Source organism: Rhizobium sp. Leaf311, assembly GCF_001423445.1.
Classification (GTDB): Bacteria; Pseudomonadota; Alphaproteobacteria; order Rhizobiales; family Rhizobiaceae; genus Agrobacterium.
The window spans coordinates 212,783-237,407 of sequence record NZ_LMNZ01000008.1 but is presented as its reverse complement, the minus strand read 5'-3'; the positions used below and the strand labels follow the sequence as shown (position 1 = coordinate 237,407).

The window sequence follows — 24,625 nt, the reverse complement described above, 5'->3', positions numbered from 1 at the left end:
GATCGGAAAACGACGATGAATACCATGCTGCGGCAAAAAGAGACCTTCAAGATCGATCGGCAGGCCGAATTCAGTGCCAAGCTTTCTGCCGCGCACGCGAAAATCGAGAAGAAATTTCTTGATGGCGGAGCGGTTCTTGTCTCGGTGATGGACATTCTCGGCAATCTTATCGGCATTCTCGACGGGATGACGGGGACGATCGACGGAAAGATGGCCCGCGACACGCTTGAAGGCCTGCGTCAGACCATCAACGATCTGGCCCAGCTGCCAAAAACGGAAGAAGAACGCCAGGCGGCGTTCAACAATCTTGCCGATATGTGTTCCCTGACCGGAGAACATATTGATGAGATCCATGAGACGATCAGATATCTGAAGACCTTCGCTGTTACGGTTAAGATCACCGGTGCTGGCCTTACGGAATTTGCCGGATTTGCTGATGAGATCCGCGAACGTATACAATCCGGTTCGGACGAAGTCGGTCGCTTTGCCAAAAATCTCGAAGAAATGCGTCAACAGTTGATAAAGGCGCGGTCCTTTTCAACAGACACGCTTTCCGATTTCCAGTCGACCATTCCGCAGATCATCGAAAGCCTCAATGAGAATTCAGGGCTGATCGAAAAGCAGCATCGCGAAATGGCCGATATCGCGGCACAGGCCAAAAAGATTGCACAGACAGTCCAGGGCAAAATAGGATCTGTCCTGTCCTCGCTGCAGATTGGCGACATTACGCGTCAGCGCATCGAGCACATTCAAAGCACACTAGAGATGCTCGAGGAATTCGCCTCTTCCAGTGAAGGTAAAGCGCTTGACGCAGCAGAGCTTGCGGTTCTGCAGGAAGCCGTCCTGCAGCTTGCAGGTGCCCAGATGGATGAGACCGCCGCTGATTTTCACCGGGATTGTTCCAAGATTTTTGCCAGCATTTCCAGCTTCGCGGATGATGCTGCCCGGATTTTGTCCTTGCGTGACGAGCTGATCGACAAGACCCGCAACGGTGACAGCAACATTCTGGCTCTGATGGAGAAGGGCATTGTGGACGCCACCAATCTTGTCGGTCGCGTCCAGGGCAGCAGCGCTGATGCAGACGATGTCGTCATGTCGGTCACCAATAGCGCCAAGGAACTGTCGCGCGGCATCGAGATATTGCGGTCCATCAAGATCGACATTCACTATATGGCGCTGAACTCCAACCTGCGCTGTTCCAAGCTTGGCGATGCAGGGCGGTCTGTCAACGTTGTCAGCGGTGAGATGCGCATCTTCGCAGCAAAGCTTGAAACGCCCGCAGATGCGATCGTGGAAGAGCTCGAAAAGGTTGAGACAGCCACGGCGCAGCTCGCAAAAGGCGGAGTGACGACGGATATGGCATCGCCTCTGAATGAGGCTTTGCAGACCATCCGCCACGCCAAGTCACAGATGGACTCCGGCGTGGAAGCGCTGGCGCAAGAAGGGCAGGCGGTTTTCAGCCGTATCAGCGCCGCGGTCGTCACGCTTGATTTCGAAAGCGAGCTCGGCTCCACCTTCAATGAATGCTGCCAGATTGCCGCGCAGCTCTCGGAAGGTTTTGAGGCAGACGTTTCCCGGTTCTCGGACAAGATCGAAGGCTTTAGCCACCGCGTCTACAAGCTTTACACGATGTCGCAGGAGCGGGACATTCACGCGCGCTTCCTGCCGTCTCATGTTTCGAATTCCTCTTCCAGCGCATCGGCCGTCTCGAATAGCCAGTCATCGGCGTCTGATGACGATGATCTTTTTGCCGACGCCCTTTTCTAGGCGACGGTGATCCTGCCGGACTAAGTCTTCGCGCGAAAAAACTGGAACGAAAACCGGGCATTTCCATTTCCTCCTCGCAAGTTGAAAAACACACAGGAGGAAACAGAAATGATTTCTGGTGACAAAATTCGCGAGCATATGGAAGTCCGTTCGGCTGATGGCAGCCACGTCGGCACTGTTGACCACATGGAAGGTCAGAACCGTATCAAGCTGACCAAGACCGACGCTGACGATGGCAAGCATCACCTCATCCCGCTTGATTGGGTCGACCACGTCGACGCCCACGTTCACCTCAGCAAATCTGCTGCGGATGTGCGCAGCGGCTGGGAAACAATGAACTAGTCTTGCCAGTTCTACCCCAAAATGCGGTCTTTCAGACCGCATTTTTTATGCGCGGAATTGAGAGAACCTCGCCTCATTTGACGCGTTCCAGAATTGAAACGTAGTTGGCCACCGCCGTTCCACCCATGTTGAATACCCCTGCAAGGCTTGCATCGGGAATCTGCATATCACCCGCTTGCCCGGCCAGTTGCATTGCAGCCATAATGTGCATGGATACCCCGGTTGCCCCGATGGGGTGGCCCTTTGCCTTCAGCCCCCCAGACGGGTTAACGGGAAGGCGACCGTCCTTTCGCGTAATCCCTTCACGGACAACACGGTGACCTTCACCGGGCTTGGCTAAGCCCATGGCTTCATATTCGATGAGTTCGGCAATAGTGAAACAATCATGTGTTTCCACCAGAGAGAGATCGAATATATCCAATCCCGCTTTTTCCAGCGAGGCCATCCATGCGCGCCGGGCTCCCTCGAAGGCAAGGGGGTCTCGATGGCTGAGTGCAATGATGTCATTGACCTGGGTGCGCGCCTTGAAACCTATGGCGCGCTGCAGGGTGGCCGCTACTTCCTCATCCGCCAGAATGATTGCGGCTGCCCCATCTGAAATCAAGGAGCAGTCGGTACGACGAAGCGGGGCGGCTACATAGGGGTTCTTTTCCGAAACCGTATTGCAAAACGCGAACCCGAAATCCTTTTGCATATGGGCGAAGGGATTGCTGACGCCATTGGCGTGGTTCTTCGCCGCAATCATTGCCAGCTCTTCGGAGCGGTCGCCGTAGCGTTGAAAGTAGGTCTGGGCGATACGCCCGAACTGGCCCGCAAACCCGCCGGGTATATCGTCTTCCTCTGCGCGGTAGCTGGCGGAAAGCAGGATATCTCCAACCTGATCGGTCGGGAGCGCGGTCATTTTTTCCGCACCGACCACCAAGGCGATGCGGCCACGACCGGCTTCGATGAAATCCATGGCACTGTAGATGGCAGCGGAGCCTGTGGCGCAGGCATTTTCAAAGCGCACGGCAGGCGTATGCGCCAGTCTTTCGTCGCTCATGGCGACAAGAGCGGCCTGAAAATCCTGCCGGGAGAAGCCGTTGTTCATGACCCCGACAAAGATGCCATCGATATCGGTGACCTCGATGCCCGCATGGGCTACAGCCGGTGCCACAACGGAGGCCATGAGCTGCTCCGTATTCTCCAGCGGGGACTTGCCGAACTGTCCATGCGCCCAGCCGACGATCTGCGCCTTACCCATTCTTCTCTCCTCCCGAACCCTGCCACTCTCTCCAGAACAGGGCTTAGCGTTGAAAGCATGGGTCAGTTATAACAGCCCAGGAGCCTCCGCGCCTGTTCTTTCGACATATTCCGTGTAGCCGCCGCCATATTGGTGAATGCCATCCGGCGTCAGTTCCAGCACGCGGTTTGAAAGGGCTGCCAGAAAATGGCGGTCGTGCGAGACGAAGAGCATGGTGCCTTCGTATTCTGCGAGCGCCTTGATCAGCATTTCCTTGGTGTCGAGATCGAGGTGGTTCGTCGGCTCGTCCAGCACGAGGAAATTTGGCGGGTCGAACAGCATGGCAGCCATGACGAGGCGCGCCTTTTCGCCGCCCGAGAGAACTCGACATTTCTTGTCGACATCGTCACCTGAAAAGCCGAAGCAACCGCACAGCGCCCGCAACGGGGCCTGCCCCGCCTTCGGAAACCGCTGCTCCAGCCACTGCAGGATTGTGGCTTCACCATCAAGAAGATCCATCGAGTGCTGGGCAAAATAGCCAAGCTTCACGCTTGCGCCGACATTGACGCTGCCGACATCGGGTTCGGCTGTTCCGGCAATCAGCTTCAACAGCGTGGACTTACCCGCACCGTTGACGCCCATGATGCACCACCGCTCCTTGCGGCGGATCATGAAGTCCAGACCTTCGTAAATCGTCCGTTGGCCATAGGCCTTATGCACCTGCTTCAGCGAAACGACATCTTCGCCCGACCGCGGTGGAGTCTGGAATTCGAAGGCAACGGTCTGTCTGCGCTTTGGGGGCTCTACGCGGTCGATCTTCTCCAGTTTCTTGACCCGGCTCTGCACCTGCGAGGCATGGGAAGCGCGGGCCTTGAAACGTTCGATGAACTTGATTTCCTTGGCAAGCATGGCCTGCTGGCGCTCGAACTGTGCCTGCTGCTGCTTTTCGTTCTGGGCGCGCTGCTGTTCGTAAAAACCATAGTCGCCAGTATAGCTTGTCAGCGATCCTGCATCGATTTCAATGATCTTGTTGACGATACGGTTCATGAACTCGCGGTCATGCGAGGTCATCAGAAGCGCGCCGTCATAGGTCTTGAGGAAGTTTTCAAGCCAGATGAGGCTCTCGATGTCCAGATGGTTGCTCGGTTCGTCCAGCAGCATGACGTCGGGCCGCATCAGGAGAATGCGGGCCAGCGCCACACGCATCTTCCAGCCGCCGGAGAGCTTTCCGACATCGCCATCCATCATCTCCTGCGTGAAGCTGAGGCCAGCAAGCACTTCGCGCGCGCGGCCTTCCAGCGAATAGCCGTCCAGTTCCTCGTAGCGGGCCTGAACTTCGCCGTACCGCTCAATGATCTCATCCATCTGGTCCAGTTGGTCGGGATCGACCATCCGCGCTTCAAGCTCACGAAGCTCCGTGGCGACGGCGCTGACCGGGCCTGCCCCTTCCATGGCTTCGGCAACCGCGCTGCGCCCCGCCATTTCGCCGACGTCCTGATTGAAGTAGCCGATGGAAACATGCTTTTCCGCAGCAACCTGACCTTCGTCCGGCATCTCCTCTCCGGTGATCATGCGAAACAGCGTTGTCTTGCCAGCGCCGTTGGGACCGACGAGGCCGACCTTCTCACCCTTGTTGAGTGCTGCCGACGCCTCGATGAAGAGGATGCGATGGCTGGCGGATTTGCTGATGTTTTCGATGCGGATCATGGAGGAGTAACCGATAAGCTGGAGGTTTGGCGTCCCTATGCCATGCCGTGCCAATGCTGTCATCAGGTGAATCATCATGGAATGCTTGTGAAATATTTTGGAATGGATATTCCATATTGGCAGCAGTTCGGGTGAATGAGGGAGATGACATGAGCGCAAACGCGATTCCGGCCACGGTAGAAGCCTTTCAGGAACGTTTGTTGGAGGTGACGGACAGCCTGCCGAAACGTTTGCGTCAGTGCGCCGACTATGTCGCCGCTCATGCCGACCGCATTGCCGTTTCCACCGTTGCCGAGCTGGCTGAGAGTGCAGGCGTGCAGCCATCCGCCATCATGCGCTTCAGCCAGATCATGGGCTTTTCCGGCTATTCGGAGATGCAGCGCCTGTTTCGCGAGCATTATACCGGCGGTTGGCCGGACTATACGACGCGGCTCAGCAACCTGCGTGACAATGGAGAGGATGGCGGCGCCCTGTTGCTGGCTGAATTCGTGGATGCTGGCCGGGCATCGCTTGAAAATGTGCTGAAAACAGTCGATCCGCAGGAGTTCGAGACCGCGATCCGGGTTCTTTCAGAGGCAAATACCATCCATGTCGTCGGTCTTCGCCGGTCCTTTCCCGTAGCAAGCTATCTCGCCTATGCCTTTGAGAAGATGGGTGTTCCGGCCATGCTCCACGCATCGGTCGGACAGTTGCACAATCAAAGCGCGATCCGTTACGGCGACGTGGTGCTGGCGATTACCTTCTCGCCCTACTCGGTGGAAACGATGGATCTCGTCTCGTCCAGCCTTGCCCGGAGAATTCCCGTCGTTGCGATTACGGATACAGCCGTAAGCCCGATGCGTAAGCTGGGTGCGACCATCCTTGCGGTGTCAGAGGTGGATTTCGGCGCGTTCCGCTCCCTTTCGGCAACATTATGCGTTGCGATCGCGCTGGCTGTCGGTGTGGGTACGCACCGCCAAAATTGAATATTTATGTTGAAACCGAAAAAAATGGAATTTATAGTCCAAAAATAAACTGAACGGAAACGACTGAGGAGCGTCGTTTCCAGTTCGGAACCCGCGTCAGCGCGATTGGAGGACGATCGTGAAAAAGCTCGATCTCATTACGATAGGCCGCTCGTCGGTCGATCTCTACGGCGCGCAGGTTGGCGGCCGGCTGGAGGATATGTCCTCCTTCAACAAATATATCGGTGGTTCCCCCACCAACATTGCGGCAGGCGGTGCCCGCCTGGGACTGAAAACGGCCGTCATCACCCGCGTGGGCGATGAGCATATGGGTCGCTTCATTCGAGAGCAGCTGATACGCGAAGGTGTCGACACCACAGGCGTGAAGACCGACCCGGAACGCCTGACCGCGCTCGTCCTTCTCGGCATCCGCGACCAGTCGCAATTTCCGCTGATTTTCTACCGCGAGAATTGCGCAGACATGGCGCTCTGCGAGGACGACATCGATCCTGCATTCATTGCGGATGCGGCTTGCGTCTGCGCAACGGGGACGCATCTTTCGCACCCGCGCACAGAAGCCGCCGTTCTCAAGGCTCTGCGTCTGGCACGTGAAGGCGGGGCAAGAACGGCGCTCGATATCGATTATCGTCCGAACCTCTGGGGCGTGGCCGGTCACGGCGACGGCGAGAGCCGTTTCGTGGAATCGCAGAAGGTTACGGCAAAGCTCCAATCAACCCTGCATCTGTTCGATCTCATCGTCGGGACGGAGGAAGAGTTTCATATTGCCGGTGGCTCTACGGATACGCTGGAGGCCCTGAAGGCCGTCCGCAAGGTTTCGAAAGCCACGCTTGTGTGCAAACGCGGACCAATGGGCGCTGTGGTGTTTCCCGACGAAATTCCAGCCAGTCTTGATGATGGCGAGTCCGGGGAAGGCTTTCCGATTGAGGTTTTCAACGTGCTTGGCGCCGGTGACGGCTTTATGGCTGGCCTCTTTCGCGGCTGGCTGCGGGGCGAGGACTGGCCGACAACGCTGAAATACGCCAATGCCTGTGGCGCCTTTGCCGTGTCTCGTCATGGCTGCACGCCCGCCTATCCAAGCTGGGAAGAGCTTCAATACTTCTTCCGCACCGGCATTAAAAACAAGGCGCTGCGCAAGGATGAGGCGCTGGAGCAGGTGCATTGGGCCACCAACCGCAAGGGTGACTGGAACACCATGCGCGTGTTCGCCTTCGATCACCGGATGCAGCTGGAAGCCCTGGCGGATGAGGCGGGTGTCGAACATGCCAGAATTGGTGAGTTCAAGAAGCTGTGCCTGAAAGCAGCACTCAATGTTTCCGGTAACGAGGCGGGCTACGGCATTCTGTGTGATAGCCGTCTGGGCCGTGATGCGCTTTATGAAGCCAACGGCACAGGTCTTTGGGTTGGGAGGCCCGTCGAATGGCCGGGCTCCCGACCGTTGACGCTTGAGCCGGAGCTTGGCCTCGATTTTGGCGGCTTGGGCGAGTGGCCGGCGACCAATGTCGTGAAGGTCCTGTGTTTCTATCATCCGCAAGACGCGCAAGAACTGCGCAAGCAGCAGGAAGACACCGTGCTGCGCCTGTTTCAGGCCGCACGCCGCAACAGGCTGGAGCTTCTTCTAGAGGTCATACCGTCAAAGGTCGCGGTGGTTGACGATCAAACAACGGCGAGCATCATCGACCGTTTCTATGAGATCGGAGTGTATCCGGACTGGTGGAAGCTTGAGCCGATGAAAACCGAAGCCGCATGGAAAAATGCAGTCGACGCGGTCAAGCGCAATGACCCCTATACGCGAGGGATCGTTGTGCTGGGGCTGGATGCACCACAGGCGGAGCTGGAGGAAAGTTTCAAGCTTGCGGCGGGCTTTGATCTGGTCAAGGGTTTTGCGGTCGGGCGAACGATTTTTGCGGATGCGGCGCGGGCGTGGCTTTCGGGCAGCATCAATGACGGGGAGGCGGTAAGCCAAATGGCCGACCGTTACAACGCGCTATGCCAGATCTGGGATAAGGCGCGGGCCGCCGGGAAAAAGGGAGAGGCAGCGTGACGACAATACGTTTGACGGCAGCGCAGGCGATGGTCCGGTATCTCGCCGCGCAGATGAATGAGCATGGCGAGACATTTATCGCAGGTGTCTGGGCAATTTTCGGCCATGGCAATGTCGCTGGGATGGGCGAGGCACTTTATGGCATCCGCGATGAGCTGATGACCTATCGAGGCCAGAACGAGCAATCCATGGCTCACGCGGCAATTGCCTATGCAAAGCAGCTCGGGCGTCGCCGGGCCATGGCGGTAACATCCTCCATCGGTCCGGGTGCAACCAATATGGTGACGGCTGCTGCGCTTGCGCATGTCAATCGCCTGCCGGTCCTGTTCATTCCCGGAGATGTGTTTGCCAATCGCGGGCCAGACCCAGTGTTGCAACAGATCGAGGATTTCGGTGACGGCACGATTTCGGCCAATGATTGCTTCAAGCCGGTCAGCCGATACTTTGATCGCATCATGCGGCCCGAGCAGCTTTTGACGGCCTTGCCGCGCGCCATGCGCACCATGACAGACCCTGCCGATTGCGGCCCTGTCACGCTTGCCTTCTGCCAGGACGTGCAGGCGGAAGCCTTTGATTATCCCGTCAGCTTCTTCGAAAAGAAAATCTGGCGTCAGCGTCGCCCCGAGCCGGATCTTGGCGAATTCGAAGCAGCCGTTGCAGCCTTGAAATCCGCATCCCATCCGGTCATCGTTGCCGGTGGCGGCGTGCATTTTTCCGGGGCAACCGAGGCGCTGAAAGGCTTTGCCGAACGTCACCGCATTCCTGTGGTGGAAACGCAGGCTGGTAAATCTGCTCTTGCCTGGGACCATGATCTGAACTTCGGTCCGGTCGGCGTGACCGGTGCCGATAGCGCCAATGCCATTGCCGAGAAGGCCGATCTTGTCTTCGGCGTCGGAACCCGGTTCCAGGATTTCACGACTGGATCCTGGGCGCTGTTCAAGAACCCTTCCGCCAGGCTTCTGGCACTCAACGTTCAGCCCTATGACAGCGCCAAGCACAATGCCATCAGCCTGACTGCAGATGCCAGAGTTGGGCTTGAGAAGCTTTCCAAAGCCTTGGGCGGCCACAGCTTTGAAGCGCCAGAGGCCGGTCTGAAGCAGGCATGGTTTGCCAAGGCTGACGCCGTGACGGCGGCGCCCAAGGATGGCAACAGCCTGCCGACCGATATGCAGGTTATCGGCGCTGTGCAGCGTGCATCGCGGGAAAATACGGTTGTCATGTGTGCTGCGGGCACCATGCCCGGAGAGTTGCACCAGCTGTGGAAGGCCAAGCTGCCACTATCCTACCACATGGAATACGGTTTTTCCTGCATGGGCTATGAAATTGCCGGTGGTCTTGGAATCAAGATGGCCGAGCCCGAGCGTGATGTTGTCGTTATGGTGGGCGACGGCTCCTACATGATGATGAATTCCGAGCTTGCGACGTCTGTCGCAATGGGCGTGAAGATCACCGTCGTCATCACTGATAACAGGGGCTATGGCTGCATCAACCGGCTGCAGATGGGCACGGGCGGGGCTGAGTTCAACAATCTCTATGCCCACACCACCCATGCCAACCCCATTGCCATTGATTTTGCCGCTCACGCTGCCAGCATGGGGGCGGATGCCCGCAAGGTATCGTCGATTGCGGAACTGGAAGCGGCACTGGCTGCTGCCCGCGAGGCCACGGCAACAACCGTCATCGTCATCGATACGGACCCGTACCCGACGCCCGACGCTGGCGGTTACTGGTGGGATGTTGCGGTGCCGGAAGTCTCCGCCCGCAGTGAGGTTAATGATGCACGCGCTGCCTATGAGGCGGCATTGAAGGAAAGACAATAAGATGATCCTCTACGGCACCAACCCTATCGCCTGGAGCAATGATGACGACCGCACGCTCGGCGCGCATATCAGCCTCGACCAATGCCTGGACGAAACATCGAAAATCGGTTTCGACGGCATTGAAAAGGGCCACAAATTTCCGCAGGAGCCGGATGCGTTGAAGAAGGTACTGGAGCCGCGCGGCTTGCGCTATGTTTCCGGGTGGCATTCGCTGAACCTTCTCACAAACTCTGTCGAAGACGAAAAAGCGGCGATGCAGCCTGCGCTCGATCTGCTGAAAGCAATGGGTTCCAAGGTCATCATCGTCTGCGAAACATCCAACGCAATCCATGGCGATGACGCAAAGCCCGTCAACGACCGCCCCCAGCTTGCCGATGCGGACTGGAAGGCATTTGGTGAAGGCGTGGAAGCGCTGGCAAAGTTTGCCGCCGAACAGGGCATTGCACTCGTCTATCACCATCACATGGGCACGATCATCGAAAGTGAAGATGAGATTGACCGTCTGATGGACAATACGGGACCCCACACCAAGCTGCTGCTCGACACCGGCCATTGCCTGTTTGGCGGGGGCAATCCTGAAAGGCTGGCGAAGAAATACATGGCGCGCGTCGGGCATATCCACGCGAAGAATGTTCGCCCAGCCATCGCGCGTCAGGTGCGTGACGAGAAACTCTCCTTCCTTGAAGGCGTGCGACGCGGTGTCTTCACCGTTCCCGGCGATACGGAAGGCGGTGTCGACTTCCTGCCGGTGCTGAAGATTGCTGCGGAACACGACTATAGCGGTTGGCTCGTCATCGAGGCCGAGCAAGACCCCGATGTGCGCAATCCATATCAATATCAAAGCCTTGGCCTTAAATCCCTTCGGGAATTCGCCAGGCAGGCCGGGCTAGACAAGGCCTGAGCAAAGGAGATGACCCATGGCTAATCTGTTGCGCAAACCTGTCGGCACCCATGGCAAGGTTCACGACATCACGCCTGAAAGCGCCGAATGGGGCTATGTTGGTTTTGGCCTCTATCGGCTGAAGCCGGGCGAAACGGCAGCTGAGGAAACGGGCGAGACGGAGGTTATTCTGGTTCTCGTCGAAGGCAAGGCTGAGGTTTCCGCCGGCGGCAAAGATTTCGGCGAACTTGGAGACCGGATGAATGTCTTTGAGCGCAAGCCACCGCATTGCGTTTACATTCCAGCAGGCTCATCCTGGTCGCTCAAGGCGACAAGCGATTGCACGATTGGCGTCTGCACGGCCCCGGCGAAGCCCGGCAGGGAGGCGCAGGTCATCGGTCCGGCAGGCATTTCGCTGAGTGAACGCGGCAAGGGCGCAAACACCCGCTACATCTTCCCGATTGCGATGGAAGACCGGGATGTGGCCGAGAGCCTTCTCGTTACCGAGGTGTTTACACCCTCCGGCCACTGGTCGTCCTATCCTCCGCACCGGCATGACGAGGATAATTTCCCGGATATGACCTATCTGGAAGAAACCTATTACCACCGGCTCAATCCCGCCCAGGGTTTCGGCTTCCAGCGGGTGTTTACCGAAGATGGCACGCTGGACGAAACCATGGCGGTTTCCGATGGCGACGTTGTGCTGGTACCGAAGGGGCACCATCCCTGCGGCGCGCCCTATGGCTATGAGATGTATTATCTGAACGTCATGGCTGGCCCCATGCGCAAATGGCGGTTCCAGAACCACCCGGATCATGACTGGATCTTCAAGCGCGACAATGGCTGAGCACAAGCCGCGCTCATCCGTCTGAACTGTTCATGACGGCGCAGGCCCGGTATTTTCCGGGCTTGCAACGGACTTCCGGCAGTTTTTGTGATCCATCGTAACCGATGCGAACTGTGGCAGCTTTGCCGCAGCTAGAGGTTTAGTTCCCGAAACCTAAAAATTCGGGTTGGCTTTTTAAGGCGCCTGCCTATTATGCCAGCTTCAACCTGAGCGAGGGAGGTTTCAAATGGCATATTTTTCCAACTCCCCGGTGGCCTCCGCAGCGCCAGCGCCCGCGGGTTCTCTGATCTGATCGAGAAACTCCGCCGTTAACACCGGTAATCCGGTCGTTTCTTTCAAGTTTTCCCCATTGTTTCGCGCCGTAAGCTCGCGCGGATTCCACACTAGATTCTTTCATGGGACCGGCCGCGTGCCGGATGCTATTCATGTCTTTTGGTTTGAAAATACGCCGGAGCAAGGCGTTTAGCACTGTTTTTCGTTTCTGTTGGTCGCATTGGCGCCAGCAGCCGGGCCGTGCCGGCTTCATGCTGTGCGCGGTGCTCATGTCCACACTTGCCGATGTGTTGACGCCCATGTTTGCCGGGCGGCTGGTGGATGCGGTCGTGTCCGGTTCCGGCAGTGATCCCGCTGCGTGGAGCAACGCAATCAACGCTTTCTATTGGCTGATCGGGCTTGCGCTTCTGGCTGTCATTTTGCGGCACGTCACCTTCATGACCATTATCAGCTTCACGTTGCAGTCCATGGCGGATATTGCCGCGAATTCCTTCCACCGCATCCAGCGTTTCTCTTCGGACTGGCACGCCAACAGCTTTGCCGGCTCGACAGTGCGCAAGGTCACGCGCGGTATGTGGGCGCTGGATTTGCTGAACGACACTGTTTTCGTGGCACTGTTTCCATCCGTCGTCATGCTCATCGGCTCCACGGTGCTGATGACGTGGTACTGGCCGATGATGGGCCTGCTCGTGGGGCTTGGCTCGTTGCTGTTTGTCTGCATCACGGCCAGCATGTCGTTGGGCTTTGTCGCGCCCATGGCAAGTCTTGCCAATGCCTGGGACACACGCCTTGGCGGGTCTCTTGCCGATGCGGTGACGTGCAATGCTGTCGTCAAGGCATTTGGTGCAGAGGACCGTGAGGACAAGCGATTGGCGCGTGTCATGGGCAAATGGGAAGACCGGACCCGGCGCACCTGGACGCGCGGAACGATCAACGGCACGCTTCAAGCAGGTCTGCTCGGCATCATGCGGGCGGGTGTGGTTGGCCTTGCGCTGTTGCTCTGGGCCGCTGGCAAAGCCAATGCGGGCGATATCACTTTCGTTTTGACATCGTTCTTCATCCTGCAGGGCTATCTGCGTGAAATCGGGATGCATATCCGCAACCTGCAGCGTTCGGTGAACGACATGGAGGAACTTGTCGAAATCCATGCGCAACCGCTCGGCATCGACGATGTAGCAAAGGCAAAAGCACTTGTCATCAATGAAGGACGGATCGAGTTTGATGGGGTGAGCTTCCATTATGGAAGGCATCTGGCACCGCTCTACAAGGACTTTTCGGTGACGATCAAGCCGGGCGAACGCGTCGGTCTGGTTGGGCATTCGGGCTCAGGCAAAACGACGTTCATCAAGCTTATCCAACGGCTGCATGACGTGAGCCATGGTGCGATCCGCATCGACGGGCAGGATATTTCGCAGGTGTCGCAGATGTCGTTGCGCCAGCAGATTGCCATCGTCCAGCAGGAGCCGATCCTGTTTCACCGGACGCTGGCGGAAAACATTGCCTATGCAAGGCCAAGCGCCACGCAGAAGGAAATCGAAAATGCTGCAAGGCTTGCAAGCGCCCATGGCTTCATCTCGGCTCTGCCCAAGGGGTACGGCACACTGGTGGGCGAACGCGGCGTCAAGCTTTCCGGTGGGGAGCGGCAGCGGATCGCGATTGCACGGGCGTTTCTCGCCGATGCACCGATACTCATTCTGGATGAGGCAACATCCAGTCTGGATTCGGAATCGGAAATGCTGATCCAGACCGCGATGGAGCGTTTGATGCTGGGGCGCACGACCCTTGTGGTGGCACACCGGCTTTCAACCGTGCGATCGCTGGATCGGTTGCTCGTCTTCGATCACGGGAAAATTGCGGAAGAGGGTACCCATGTCAGCCTCATCCAGAAAAAGGGCGGTATCTATCGCGGGCTTTTTGAGCGGCAGGCGCTGGAGTTGACGAAGGGTCTGGTGATGGATGTTGCCGAATGACGAAAAGCTGCACGGCACCGATCAATGCCGTGCAGCCTGCAATCAACGCCAGCCGAGTTCCGGCGCGACGTATTTGAGAATGGAGTCGAGGACGTGGACGTTGTATTCGACACCCAGCTGGTTCGGGATCGTCAGAAGCAGCGTATCGGCTTCGGCAATCGCTTCATCCTGCGCAAGCTCCTTGACGAGCGTTTCTGGATCAGCCGCATAGGAACGTCCGAAGATGGCGCGCGTGCTGGCGTCGAGATATCCGATGCTGTCGCTTTCCTTGCTGCCGCGACCGAAATAGGCGCGGTCACGGTCATCCACCAGCGCAAAGATGCTGCGGCTGACGGATACACGCGGCTCGCGGCTGTGGCCCGCTTCCTTCCAGGCCTGGCGATAGGCACGGATCTGCGCTGCTTGCTGAACGTGGAAAGGCTCGCCGGTCTCGTCGTTCTTCAGCGTCGAGCTTTGCAGGTTCATGCCAAGCTTTGCGGCCCATATTGCTGTCGCGTTGGAGCCGGCACCCCACCAGATACGGTCGCGAAGGCCTTCGGAGTGCGGTTCAAGCCTTAGCATTCCCGGCGGGTTAGGGAACATCGGCTGCGGGTTGGGCTCGGCAAAACCTTCGCCCTTCAGCACTTCCAGAAACACCTCGGCGCTGTGCCGTCCCATTTCCGCATCATCGGAACCTTCTTTCGGCTGGTAACCGAAATAGCGCCAGCCATCGATGACCTGTTCGGGAGAGCCTCGGCTGATGCCCAGTTGCAGACGTCCATCCGAAATAAGGTCGGCCGCACCCGCATCTTCCGCCATGTAGAGCGGGTTCTCATACCGCATGTCGATGACGCCGGTGCCAATTTCGATCGTCTTCGTTCGCGCGCCCACGGCTGCCAGCAGCGGAAAGGGAGAGGCCAGCTGGCGGGCAAAGTGGTGCACGCGGAAATAGGCTCCGTCGACGCCGATCTCTTCGGCTGCAACGGAAAGCTCGATGGATTGCTTCAGCACATCCTTTGCCGTACGGGCCTCCGAGTGCGGGCCGGGGCTCCAGTGACCGAAGGACAAAAAGCCGATCTTCTTCATGTGTTTTCACCTGTAACGCATATGTTTCGTTGCCGAACATATAGTGCGCTACGCGGTGAATGTATCGGCAGGATTGTGAACAGTCTGTTCAGGCCTTGACGCCGCAGTGCCATCCGTCCGGCTTTTGGTCCCCATATCCGTAACGCCAGCGTTGACAATCGCGCTGGCAAGCTGGCGGAAACTGACCGTTCCAACAACTTCGCCAGAGGCTGCAGTAACCGCCACATCGTCCTCTCCGCTGATCGACAATGTGCGCATGGCGTCTTCGACGCTGGTTTCCGCTGGAATGGACTGACCATGATGGCCGCCGCCCACCCTGGCGGGCGACATGATGGCTTCGACGGTGATGACGCGTCCGCGGTTCACTTCCTTGACGAAGGTCGCGATGTAATCATCTGCCGGGCGAAGCACGATGTCCTGGCTGGTGCCCTGCTGAATGACCTCGCCATCCCGCAGGATTGCAATCTGGTCTCCAAGCCTCAGGGCCTCATCGAGATCGTGGGTGATGAAAACTATGGTCTTCTTGATCTCCTTCTGGATGTCGAGAAGCACTGTCTGCATGTCGGTGCGGATGAGAGGGTCAAGCGCGGAATAGGCTTCATCCATCAACAGCACCGGTGCGTCGTTGGAAAGGGCGCGCGCAAGACCTACGCGCTGCTGCATCCCGCCCGACAACTGGTTGGGAAAACGGGTTTCATAGCCCTTCAATCCGACACGCTCCAGCCAGCCCATCGCCACTTCCACGCTTCGGGCCCGGGATATGCCCTGCACCTCCAGGCCGTAGACCGTGTTATCCAGCACGTTGCGGTGTGGCAGGAGGGCAAACTTCTGGAAGACCATGGCCGTCTGGTGGCGGCGGAAATTGCGCAGCTCCTGCACGTTCATTTTTACAACGTCCACGCCGTCCACCAGCACCTCGCCCGCCGTGGGGTCAATCAGTCGGTTGATGTGTCTGATCAGCGTGGATTTTCCGGAGCCCGAAAGCCCCATGATGACCTGGATGCAGCCCGAGGGAATATCGATATTGATATTCCGCAGACCGAGGACGTGACCATGTTTTTCATTCAGCTCCGTCTTGCTCATGCCGTTCCTCACGGCATCGACAAAGGTCTGAGCATTGCTGCCGAAAATCTTGTAGAGATTTCGGATTTTAATGCCGCCGAATGCGCCTTCAGCCATGGGTCATCTCCTGATGTTTCTGGAGCCTCTTGCCATAAGCCTGGCTGATGCGATCAAAGATGATGGCGATGCCGACAATGGCAAGACCGTTGAAGATGCCGAGCGTGAAATACTGGTTGGCAATTGCCTTGAGGACAGGCTGACCAAGGCCCTGCACCCCGATCATCGAGGCGATGACGACCATGGCCAGCGCCATCATGATGGTTTGGTTGATGCCGGCCATGATGGTGGGAAGGGCGAGCGGCAGCTGAACCTTGAAGAGCTTCTGCCAGCCGGAAGAGCCGAAGGCATCGGCGGCTTCCAGCACATCGCGGTCTACCAGGCGGATGCCGAGATTGGTGAGCCGTATCATGGGGGGAATGGCGTAGATCACCACGGCGATCAGGCCCGGAACCCTGCCAATACCCAGAAGCATGACCACCGGGATGAGGTAGACGAAGCTTGGCATCGTCTGCATCACATCGAGAATGGGATTGACGACCCGCTGGAAGCGATTGGAATGGGACATGGCAATGCCAATGGGCAGGCCGATGACGATGGAGAGAACCGTGCAGACAAAGATCATCGAGATCGTCCGCATCGTATCCGTCCACATGTCGAAATAGCCGATGGCCAGCAGCGTGAACATGCAGCCTGCGACGATCTTGGCGCTGCGGCTGGCAAACCAGGCAATGACCATGATGATCAGAATGATGATCGGCCATGGCGTCTGTGTCATGAAACGTTCTGCGGCAATCAGGAACTGCTGCAGGGGTGAGAAGAAACCTTCAATCGTGCCGCCCCAGGCACGGGTAAATTCACGAAAGCCATCATCGATCATCTTTTTCAGATTGCGAAGGCCATCGTCGTTCATGTGCGGAAACGCGTAAAACCAGTCCATGAAATTCCCCAGAGTTCGCGACGACGGGCGACTGGCAATGGCCAGCCGCCTGTTCTCTTGCGTGGTTGCAGGCGCAAGCGCCGGCAGCAGGATGCGCGTCAGAGCGAAGCCTTGATTTTCTCGGCAGCCTCGGCAGAGACCCATTTGGTCCAGATATCGGGGTTTTCTTTCAGGAAGTGCTTGGCGCTGTCTTCACCCGTCGCCTGATTATCCGTCATCCATGCCATCAGCTTGTTGACGGTGTTGTTGCTCCAGGACCGCTTGTTGAGATAGTCCATCACGGCAGGTCCGGCCTTTTCCGAGAAAGGCTTTGCAACGAGCGTCACGACCTTGTCGACAGGCCATGCATTCGGCTTGGGATCCGGACAATCCGCAACGGTATTGCAGCGTTTCCATTCGGCGGGATCGGCGGCGACACCCGGCTCCAGCTTGACCATCTCATATTTACCGAGAAGTGCCGTTGGCGACCAGTAGTACCCGACCCATGGCTGCTTGCGTTCATATGCCTTGGCAATGGAGCCGTCGAGACCGGCAGACGAACCGCTGTCGATGAGGTTGAAGCCTGCCTTTTCAGCGCCGAATGCCTTGTAGAGCTGCGCCGTGACAACGGTGCCGCCCCAACCCTGCGGGCCGTTCACGATGGCGCCCTTGTCAGGGTTTTCTGCATCGGGAAACAGCTTGGGGTTTTTCATCAAGTCGCCGATCGTCTTGATCTCCGGGTGGGCTTCAGCCACGTATTTGGGTATCCACCAACCCTGAATGCCGCCATCCGGCAAGGCCGTTGCGGCAACGACAAGTTTGCCTTCGTCGACGCCGCGCTTGACGACTTCTGGCAATGTATCGGCCCATGCCTCAGGCGCGATATCCGGTTGCCCTTTTTCCACCATGGAGGTGATGGTGGGGACGGTATCGCCGACGGTAATATCGGCGCTGCAGCCATAGCCTTCGTTGAGAATGATCTTGTCGATATTGGAGAGCACTTCCGCGCTCTGCCAGTTCATGCTGGCGATTGTCGGGCTACCGCAATCTGCGGCGCTGGATGCGGAGGCGCCAGCCAACAGGCCGAACACCAGACAGGTTGATGCAAGCAGTTTATTCATCGCTGTTCCCTTTATTGGCGGCGCTTATAAGAGAGCAGACCTGCCGCTGGGCCTGCCACTGTTCTTGTCTTTTGCAAGGTTGCAGGGATGATGGCGCGAAGGCCGCCCGCAACCTGCACAAAATGCGACGGTGATCTGCCAAACCACGACAGCCGCCCGATTTTAATCTTCTGTCAAGATTTTCGGCTGGAAGCACCAAAATGCCTCTCGCAAGCCTGAAACGGCCAGAGAAACTGCGCGAAAAGGCCCAATCTTTGCTGATAGCTGTCAAAAAAAGCTGGATAGTTCCTATTCCCGGGGCAATAGTACACATCCGTTCCTTGGTGGATGGGTGAAAAAAGCATCTCGTTTTCAAATCAGATTGTTTAAGGGGAAATACCTTGGCTCGAATAACGCTCCGACAGTTGCTCGATCACGCGGCAGAACACGGCTATGGCGTACCTGCCTTCAACATCAACAATATGGAGCAGGCGCTGGCCATCATGGATGCGGCGGATGCGACCAATTCGCCCGTCATCATGCAGGCATCGCGTGGTGCGCGCGCCTATGCCAATGATATTATGCTCAAACACATGATGGACGCGGTTGTGGAAATTTATCCGCATATTCCGGTCTGTGTTCATCTCGACCACGGCAATGAACCGGCCAGCTGTATGACCGCCATTCAGGCCGGTTTTACATCCGTCATGATGGACGGCTCGCTGAAGGCCGATGGCAAGACGCCGGGTGACTGGGATTACAATGTCGGCGTCACGCGTCAGGTGACCGACATGGCCCATTACGGCGGCATCTCCGTGGAAGGTGAACTCGGTGTGCTCGGTTCGCTCGAAAGCGGCATGGGCGAGGCTGAAGATGGCCACGGCGCCGAAGGCGTTCTGTCCCACGACCAGTTGCTGACAGACCCGGACGAGGCCGTGAAATTCGTTCGCGAAACCAAGGTGGACGCGCTGGCCGTTGCCATGGGCACCAGCCACGGCGCCTACAAGTTCACCCGCCGCCCCGATGGCACCGTGCTTGCCATGAATGTCATCGAGGAAATCCATAACAAGCTGCCAAACACGCACCTTGTCATGCATGGTTCTTCCACCGTGCCGCAGGACCTGCAGGATATCATCAATTCCTATGGCGGCGCGATCAAGCCGACCTGGGGCGTTCCAATCGAGGAAATCCAGCGCGGCATCAAGAACGGTGTGCGCAAGATCAACATCGACACTGACTGCCGCATGGCCATCACCGGCCAGATCCGCAAGGTGCTGATGGAAGAACCGGCAGAGTTCGATCTGCGCAAATATCTGAAGCCTGCCCGCGAAGCCATGACGAAGCTCTGCAAGGAACGTTTCGAACTCTTCTGGACAGAGGGACAGGCGTCGAAGATCACACCAATTCCGCTGCGCGACATGGCAAAGCGCTATGCGTCCGGCTCGCTGGACCCGGTTATTTCGTAATAGGCATTTGAAGTAAAAGCCGGGGCGGTGCGCCCCGGCTTTTTTTTGGAAGGAGGACTCCTCTCTCCGTCACCCCGGCCTTGAGCCGGGGTCCAGCCGGTGCGCGTCTGCGCGCCGAGGAAGTTCTTTCAGCCCAAAGACTTGGGCTGGCTGGATACCGGCTCAAGGCCGGTATGACGGTGGTGAGTGTTGTGCAATGAAAAAAGAGGGCAGCGAGCTGCCCTCTCAACGTTTCAACCCCGCAGACTTACTTCTGCCAGCTCTTGACCAGTTCGTCGTAATTGACCGTCATCGGCTTTTCTTTTTCGTTGGCGACCTTCAGCTGTGGTGCAAGGTGGCCCTTGGAAACGGCGTCCTTGTTCCAGTATTCAAGGTCGTGCTCTTCGGCCAGCTTCGGTCCGATTTCGCCCTGAACGCCTGCACGTTCCAGACGCTGCAGAACCTTTTCCTGTTCGGCGCAAAGCGAGTCCATGGCTTCCTGCGCGGTCTTTGCACCCGAAGATGCATCACCCACGGCCTGCCACCAGAGCTGAGCCAGCTTTGGATAATCAGGGACGTTGGTGCCGGTTGGAGACCATTGAACGCGGGCTGGCGAACGGTAGAACTCGATCAGGCCGCCGAGATCCTTGGCACGCTTGGTGAAGCTCTCGTGGTTGATCGAGGAGTCGCGCGTCAGAGTCAGGCCGACATGGCTCTTCTTCACGTCCACTGTCTTTGAGGTCACGAACTGCGCGTAGAGCCATGCGGCCTTGGCGCGGTCGTCAGGCGTGGATTTCATCAGCGTCCAGGAGCCGACGTCCTGATAGCCAAGCTTCATGCCATCCTTCCAGTAAACGCCGTGCGGGGAAGGAGCCATGCGCCATTTCGGCGTGCCGTCCTCGTTGACGACAGGCAGGCCCTTCTTGACCGCGTCTGCCGTAAAGGCCGTGTACCAGAAAATCTGCTGCGCCACTTCGCCCTGCGCCGGTACGGGACCGGATTCGGAGAAGTTCATGCCTTGCGCGGCTGGAGGAGCATAGGCCTTCATCCAGTCGAGATATTTCTGGATGGCGTAGACCGAGGCCGGGCCGTTGGTATCGCCACCGCGTGCAACGCAGGAGCCGACCGGCTGGGACTTGTCGTTGACCTTGATACCCCATTCATCAACAGGCAAACCGTTTGGCAGGCCCTTGTCGCCGTTACCAGCCATGGACAGCCAGGCATCGGTGAAGCGCCAGCCCAGCGATGGGTCTTTTTTGCCATAATCCATATGGCCATAGACCTTCTTGCCGTTGATTTCACGACCGGTGAAGAACTCGGCAATGTCTTCATAAGCAGACCAGTTGACGGGAACGCCGAGATCGTAGCCGTATTTAGCCTTGAAATCCGCCTTGTTCTTCTCGTCGTTGAACCAGTCATAGCGGAACCAGTAGAGGTTTGCGAACTGCTGGTCCGGCAGCTGGTAGAGCTTGCCATCTGGTGCCGTGGTAAACTTGGTGCCGATGAAGTCCTTCAGGTCAAGACCGGGGTTGGTCACGTCCTTGCCTTCCTTCGCCATCCAGTCCGTCAGGTTGCGAACCTGCTGATAGCGCCAGTGCGTGCCGATCAGGTCGCTGTCGTTGACGAAGGCATCATAGATGTTTTCGCCAGACTGCATCTGCGTTTGCAGCTTTTCCACCACGTCACCTTCGCCGATCAGGTCGTGGGTGATCTTGATGCCGGTGATTTCGGTGAAGGCTTTCGCCAGCACCTTGGATTCATATTCATGCGTCGTCAGCGTTTCCGAGACAACCTTGATATCCATGCCGGCAAAAGGCTTTGCCGCATCGATGAACCATTGCATTTCCTCTTCCTGCTCTGCGCGGGAAAGGCTGGAGAGATCACCGACTTCCTTGTCCAGGAAGGTCTTGGCCTCATTCATTCCGGCGTTTGCCACGCCGGCCAGTGCCAGCAGGGATGCTGCTGTTGTCGTCAAAAGATGCATTCGCATAATCATCCTCCCAAGGTTTGCGATTGCGTAACGATAGATCCGGGCGGTCCTCCCTCCCGGTATTTCAGTCGGAGAGCCTAGACGAAGCGGAAGACGCCAATCGCATAGACCACCGAAAGAGCCAGTGCCCACCAAAGGCCGGGGCCGACGAGGCCAAGCCAACCGAGGTGGATGAATGCAGAGCCAAGCAGCGACACGAACAGCCGGTCGCCGCGTGTGGTTTCAAAGCGCAGCACCCCGACGCGCGGATTGCCGCCGGGCGAAAAATACTCCCAGACTGCCATGGCGATCAGAAGCAGCAAGATCGTCAGAAAAAACAGTGCCGTTGGCAGCGTCCACGCCATCCAGGAAAAATTCATAATGGTTCTCCTTTGTTAGACGCGGCCCAGAGCAAAGCCCTTGGCGATGTAGTTTCTGACGAAATAGATGACCAGCGCGCCGGGAATGATGGTCAGCACACCGGCAGCGGCCAACACGCCCCAGTCCATGCCGGAGGCGGAGACGGTGCGGGTCATGGTAGCGGCAATCGGCTTTGCGGCGGTTGTCGTCAGCGTTCTCGCCAGCAGCAGTTCCACCCAAGAGAACATGAAGCAGAAGAAGGCTGCGACACCGATGCCGCTTGCAATCAGGGGCATGAAGATCTTCACGAAGAAACGCGGGAAGGAATAACCGTCAATATAGGCGGTCTCATCGATTTCCTTCGGCACGCCGGACATGAAGCCTTCGAGAATCCAGACCGCCAGCGGCACGTTGAACAGGCAGTGGGCAATGGCCACCGCGATATGCGTATCGATCAGGCCGAAGGCGGAATAGAGCTGGAAGAAGGGCAGGGCAAACACGGCGGGCGGTGCCATGCGGTTCGTCAGCAGCCAGAAAAACAGGTGCTTGTCGCCAAGGAAGCGATAACGCGAGAAGGCGTAGGCGGCAGGCAGGGCAGCCGCAACCGAAATGACCGTGTTCATCACCACATAGATGATGGAATTGATATAGCCATTATACCAGGCCGGATCGGTAAAGATGACGGTGTAGTTGCGCAGCGTCGGGTTCTGCGGCCACAGCGAAAAGGCCCCGAGGATTTCGCCGTTTTCCTTGAAGCTCATATTCACGAGCCAGTAGATAGGCAAAAGCAGAAACAGGATGTAAATCGTCGGGATCAGAAAGGAGAGCCTAGTGATGGACTTTGAATTGCTCATGATAATCTCCTTTCTCACGCCTGTTCGTCGCTATTGGTCATGACGGTGTAGAAGATCCAGGACAGGGCAAGGATAATCAGGAAGTAGATGATCGACATGGCCGCTGCCGGCCCCAGATCGAACTGGCCGACCGCCATCTTCACGAGGTCGATGGAGAGGAACGTGGTGGAATTGCCCGGTCCGCCGCCGGTAACCACGAAGGGCTCGGTGTAGATCATGAAGCTGTCCATGAAGCGCAGTAGAACGGCAATCAGTAGTACGCGCTTCATCTTCGGCAACTGGATATAGCGGAAGACCGACCAGCGGGACGCGCCGTCGATGCGCGCCGCCTGGTAATAGGCATCCGGGATCGAGACCAGACCGGCATAGCACAGCAGCACGACAAGGCTCGTCCAGTGCCAGACGTCCATGATAATGACGGTTGCCCAGGCATCTACAGGATCCTGCGTATAGTTGTAATCCACGCCGAGCATGGAGAGGTAATGGCCGAGAAAGCCGATATCGACGCGACCGAAAACCTGCCAGATGGTGCCGACAACGTTCCACGGAATGAGAAGCGGCAGGGCCATGAGTACGAGGCAGACGGGTACGCCAAGGCCGGTTTTGGGCATGTTCAGCGCAATCAGGATGCCGAGCGGGATCTGGATCGCCAGAATGACGAAAGAGAAAATCAGGTTGCGCATCAACGCATCCCAGAAGCGGGGAGAGTGCAGCATCTGCACGAACCAGTCGGTTCCGGCCCAGAAGAACTGGTTGTTGCCGAATGTGTCCTGAACCGAATAGTTCACCACGGTCATCAACGGAATAACGGCGGAAAATGCGACGAGGATGAGAACCGGGATGACCAGAAACCAAGCCTTGTTGTTGACGGTTTTTTCCATGGCTTAGGCTCCCGTGCCAACGCGCCAGCTATCGGCGTAAATACCGATAGCATTGGGATCGAAGGTGACATGCGGCTCGGACGGGATATCGCCATCCTCAGGCACGACAACGGTCAGCGGAAATCCGGCAAAGCTGGCACGCACTATCTTCTGCCGTCCAATATCCTCCACCTTGCTGATGGTGACCGGCATGCCCTGGCGTCCAAGCGAGATGAATTCCGGGCGGATGCCAAGCTCGGTCTTTGCGCCCGCCGCCACCTTTGGTACTGCGGAAAGCGACACATTCTGGTCGCCAATGCGAGCCTCAGCGCCATCCAGCGCCACCGGCATGAAGTTCATGCCCGGCGAGCCGATGAAGTAGCCAACGAAAGTATGGCTTGGCCTTTCGAACAATTCCGCAGGCGTGCCAATCTGCACGATCTGGCCGTCATACATGACGACAACCTTATCGGCGAAGGTCATCGCTTCTGTCTGGTCATGCGTGACATAGACCATCGTAAAGCCGAACTGCTTGTGAAGCCGCTTCAATTGCGAACGCAGAACCCATTTCATATGCGGGTCGATGACGGTCAATGGCTCGTCGAACAGGATGGCGTTCACGTCATCGCGCACAAGGCCGCGCCCCAGCGATATTTTCTGCTTCTGGTCGGCCGTAAGCCGATTGGCGCGGCGGGTCGCCATATCCTTGAGATCGATCATTTCGAGGATCTCGTTCACGCGACGACCGACATCGGTTTCGGCCACGCCGCGATTGCGCAGGGGAAAGGCCAGATTGTCGTAGACGGTCATGGTGTCGTAAATGACCGGGAACTGGAACACCTGTGCAATATTGCGCTGTTCGGTGGGTAGATTGGTGACGTCTTTGCCATCGAACAGAATGCGACCATCGGATGGATGGATCAGGCCTGAGATAATGTTGAGAAGGGTTGTCTTGCCGCAACCGGAGGGGCCGAGCAGCGCGTAGGCACCGCCATCGCTCCACTCATGGTCAACTTCCTTGAGGGCGTAATCATTGGCTGCCCGTGCCTTGGCGTTGTAGGCGTGGCGGATATGATCGAGACTGATGCGTGCCATGGTCT

At 57.5% G+C, this 24,625-nt stretch carries 20 protein-coding genes; 9 read left to right on the top strand and 11 right to left on the bottom strand.

What is annotated here, in order from left to right; all coding sequences use genetic code 11:
* The first annotated feature begins 15 nt into the window (after positions 1-15).
* Positions 16-1,767, top strand: coding sequence for a chemotaxis protein (locus ASF69_RS12995; RefSeq protein ID WP_244475467.1), 1,752 nt, complete (start codon positions 16-18; stop codon positions 1,765-1,767).
* A gap of 108 nt (positions 1,768-1,875) precedes the next feature.
* Positions 1,876-2,109: a DUF2171 domain-containing protein gene (locus ASF69_RS12990; protein ID WP_062588103.1), complete on the top strand. Its 234-nt coding sequence runs from the start codon at positions 1,876-1,878 to the stop codon at positions 2,107-2,109.
* 73 nt (positions 2,110-2,182) lie between these two features.
* On the opposite strand, the gene ASF69_RS12985 is transcribed toward ASF69_RS12990, so the two are convergent.
* Both ASF69_RS12985 and ASF69_RS12980 read right to left on the bottom strand, forming a co-directional pair.
* Positions 2,183-3,352 carry an acetyl-CoA acetyltransferase gene (locus ASF69_RS12985; RefSeq protein WP_062588101.1) on the bottom strand — a complete coding sequence of 390 codons (1,170 nt, stop codon included), beginning with the start codon at positions 3,350-3,352 and terminating at the stop codon, positions 2,183-2,185.
* Positions 3,353-3,418: 66 nt separating this feature from the next.
* Positions 3,419-5,038, bottom strand: coding sequence for an ABC-F family ATP-binding cassette domain-containing protein (locus ASF69_RS12980; protein ID WP_062588417.1), 1,620 nt, complete (start codon positions 5,036-5,038; stop codon positions 3,419-3,421).
* Positions 5,039-5,187: 149 nt separating this feature from the next.
* Between ASF69_RS12980 and ASF69_RS12975 the strand changes: the two genes are divergently transcribed.
* The 6 genes from ASF69_RS12975 (at position 5,188) to ASF69_RS12950 (ending at position 13,834) form a co-directional block, all read left to right on the top strand.
* A complete protein-coding gene (locus ASF69_RS12975; RefSeq protein WP_062588099.1) occupies positions 5,188-6,003 on the top strand; it encodes a MurR/RpiR family transcriptional regulator in 816 nt (271 codons plus the stop codon).
* A 115-nt stretch (positions 6,004-6,118) separates the two neighbouring features.
* The gene (gene iolC, locus ASF69_RS12970) at positions 6,119-8,044 is read left to right on the top strand and encodes a 5-dehydro-2-deoxygluconokinase (RefSeq protein WP_200939085.1); all 1,926 of its coding nucleotides are present in this window, start codon (positions 6,119-6,121) and stop codon (positions 8,042-8,044) included.
* Positions 8,041-9,864, top strand: coding sequence for a 3D-(3,5/4)-trihydroxycyclohexane-1,2-dione acylhydrolase (decyclizing) (iolD, locus tag ASF69_RS12965; RefSeq protein WP_062588096.1), 1,824 nt, complete (start codon positions 8,041-8,043; stop codon positions 9,862-9,864). Before iolC ends, iolD begins: the two co-directional genes overlap by 4 nt.
* Position 9,865: 1 nt before the next feature.
* The gene (iolE, locus tag ASF69_RS12960; RefSeq protein WP_062588094.1) at positions 9,866-10,765 is read left to right on the top strand and encodes a myo-inosose-2 dehydratase; all 900 of its coding nucleotides are present in this window, start codon (positions 9,866-9,868) and stop codon (positions 10,763-10,765) included.
* A 16-nt stretch (positions 10,766-10,781) separates the two neighbouring features.
* On the top strand, positions 10,782-11,591 hold the full coding sequence (gene iolB, locus ASF69_RS12955) for a 5-deoxy-glucuronate isomerase (protein WP_062588092.1): 810 nt from the start codon (positions 10,782-10,784) through the stop codon (positions 11,589-11,591).
* 425 nt (positions 11,592-12,016) lie between these two features.
* On the top strand, positions 12,017-13,834 hold the full coding sequence (locus tag ASF69_RS12950; RefSeq protein WP_062588089.1) for an ABC transporter ATP-binding protein: 1,818 nt from the start codon (positions 12,017-12,019) through the stop codon (positions 13,832-13,834).
* Positions 13,835-13,876: 42 nt separating this feature from the next.
* Here ASF69_RS12950 and ASF69_RS12945 read toward each other — a convergent pair whose 3' ends face one another.
* The 4 genes from ASF69_RS12945 to ASF69_RS12930 form a co-directional block, all read right to left on the bottom strand.
* On the bottom strand, positions 13,877-14,899 hold the full coding sequence (locus tag ASF69_RS12945) for an LLM class flavin-dependent oxidoreductase (protein ID WP_062588088.1): 1,023 nt from the start codon (positions 14,897-14,899) through the stop codon (positions 13,877-13,879).
* 48 nt (positions 14,900-14,947) lie between these two features.
* Positions 14,948-16,078, bottom strand: a complete 1,131-nt coding sequence (locus ASF69_RS12940; protein ID WP_082469715.1) for a glycine betaine/L-proline ABC transporter ATP-binding protein — start codon at positions 16,076-16,078, stop codon at positions 14,948-14,950.
* Positions 16,071-16,958 (bottom strand): proline/glycine betaine ABC transporter permease, encoded by an 888-nt coding sequence (locus tag ASF69_RS12935; protein WP_062588415.1) that lies wholly within the window; start codon positions 16,956-16,958, stop codon positions 16,071-16,073. The genes ASF69_RS12940 and ASF69_RS12935 overlap by 8 nt, the downstream gene beginning before the upstream one ends.
* Positions 16,959-17,056: 98 nt before the next feature.
* Positions 17,057-18,058 carry an ABC transporter substrate-binding protein gene (locus tag ASF69_RS12930; RefSeq protein WP_062588086.1) on the bottom strand — a complete coding sequence of 334 codons (1,002 nt, stop codon included), beginning with the start codon at positions 18,056-18,058 and terminating at the stop codon, positions 17,057-17,059.
* A 380-nt stretch (positions 18,059-18,438) separates the two neighbouring features.
* Between ASF69_RS12930 and fba the strand changes: the two genes are divergently transcribed.
* Positions 18,439-19,503 carry a class II fructose-bisphosphate aldolase gene (gene fba / locus ASF69_RS12925; RefSeq protein WP_062588084.1) on the top strand — a complete coding sequence of 355 codons (1,065 nt, stop codon included), beginning with the start codon at positions 18,439-18,441 and terminating at the stop codon, positions 19,501-19,503.
* Positions 19,504-19,750: 247 nt separating this feature from the next.
* Here the strand turns inward: fba and ASF69_RS12920 are convergent, their stop codons facing one another.
* The 5 genes from ASF69_RS12920 to ASF69_RS12900 all read right to left on the bottom strand — a co-directional run bounded on the left by ASF69_RS12920 (position 19,751) and on the right by ASF69_RS12900 (position 24,620).
* Complete coding sequence (locus tag ASF69_RS12920) at positions 19,751-21,472, bottom strand: ABC transporter substrate-binding protein (protein ID WP_062588082.1); 1,722 nt, start codon at positions 21,470-21,472, stop codon at positions 19,751-19,753.
* A 77-nt stretch (positions 21,473-21,549) separates the two neighbouring features.
* The gene (locus ASF69_RS12915; RefSeq protein ID WP_062588080.1) at positions 21,550-21,831 is read right to left on the bottom strand and encodes a DUF2160 family membrane protein; all 282 of its coding nucleotides are present in this window, start codon (positions 21,829-21,831) and stop codon (positions 21,550-21,552) included.
* A gap of 15 nt (positions 21,832-21,846) precedes the next feature.
* On the bottom strand, positions 21,847-22,668 hold the full coding sequence (locus ASF69_RS12910; RefSeq protein ID WP_156462064.1) for a carbohydrate ABC transporter permease: 822 nt from the start codon (positions 22,666-22,668) through the stop codon (positions 21,847-21,849).
* Between the two features lie 11 nt (positions 22,669-22,679).
* Positions 22,680-23,546, bottom strand: a complete 867-nt coding sequence (locus ASF69_RS12905) for a sugar ABC transporter permease (RefSeq protein WP_062588077.1) — start codon at positions 23,544-23,546, stop codon at positions 22,680-22,682.
* A 3-nt stretch (positions 23,547-23,549) separates the two neighbouring features.
* Positions 23,550-24,620 (bottom strand): ABC transporter ATP-binding protein, encoded by a 1,071-nt coding sequence (locus ASF69_RS12900; RefSeq protein WP_062588075.1) that lies wholly within the window; start codon positions 24,618-24,620, stop codon positions 23,550-23,552.
* Positions 24,621-24,625: the final 5 nt, after the last annotated feature.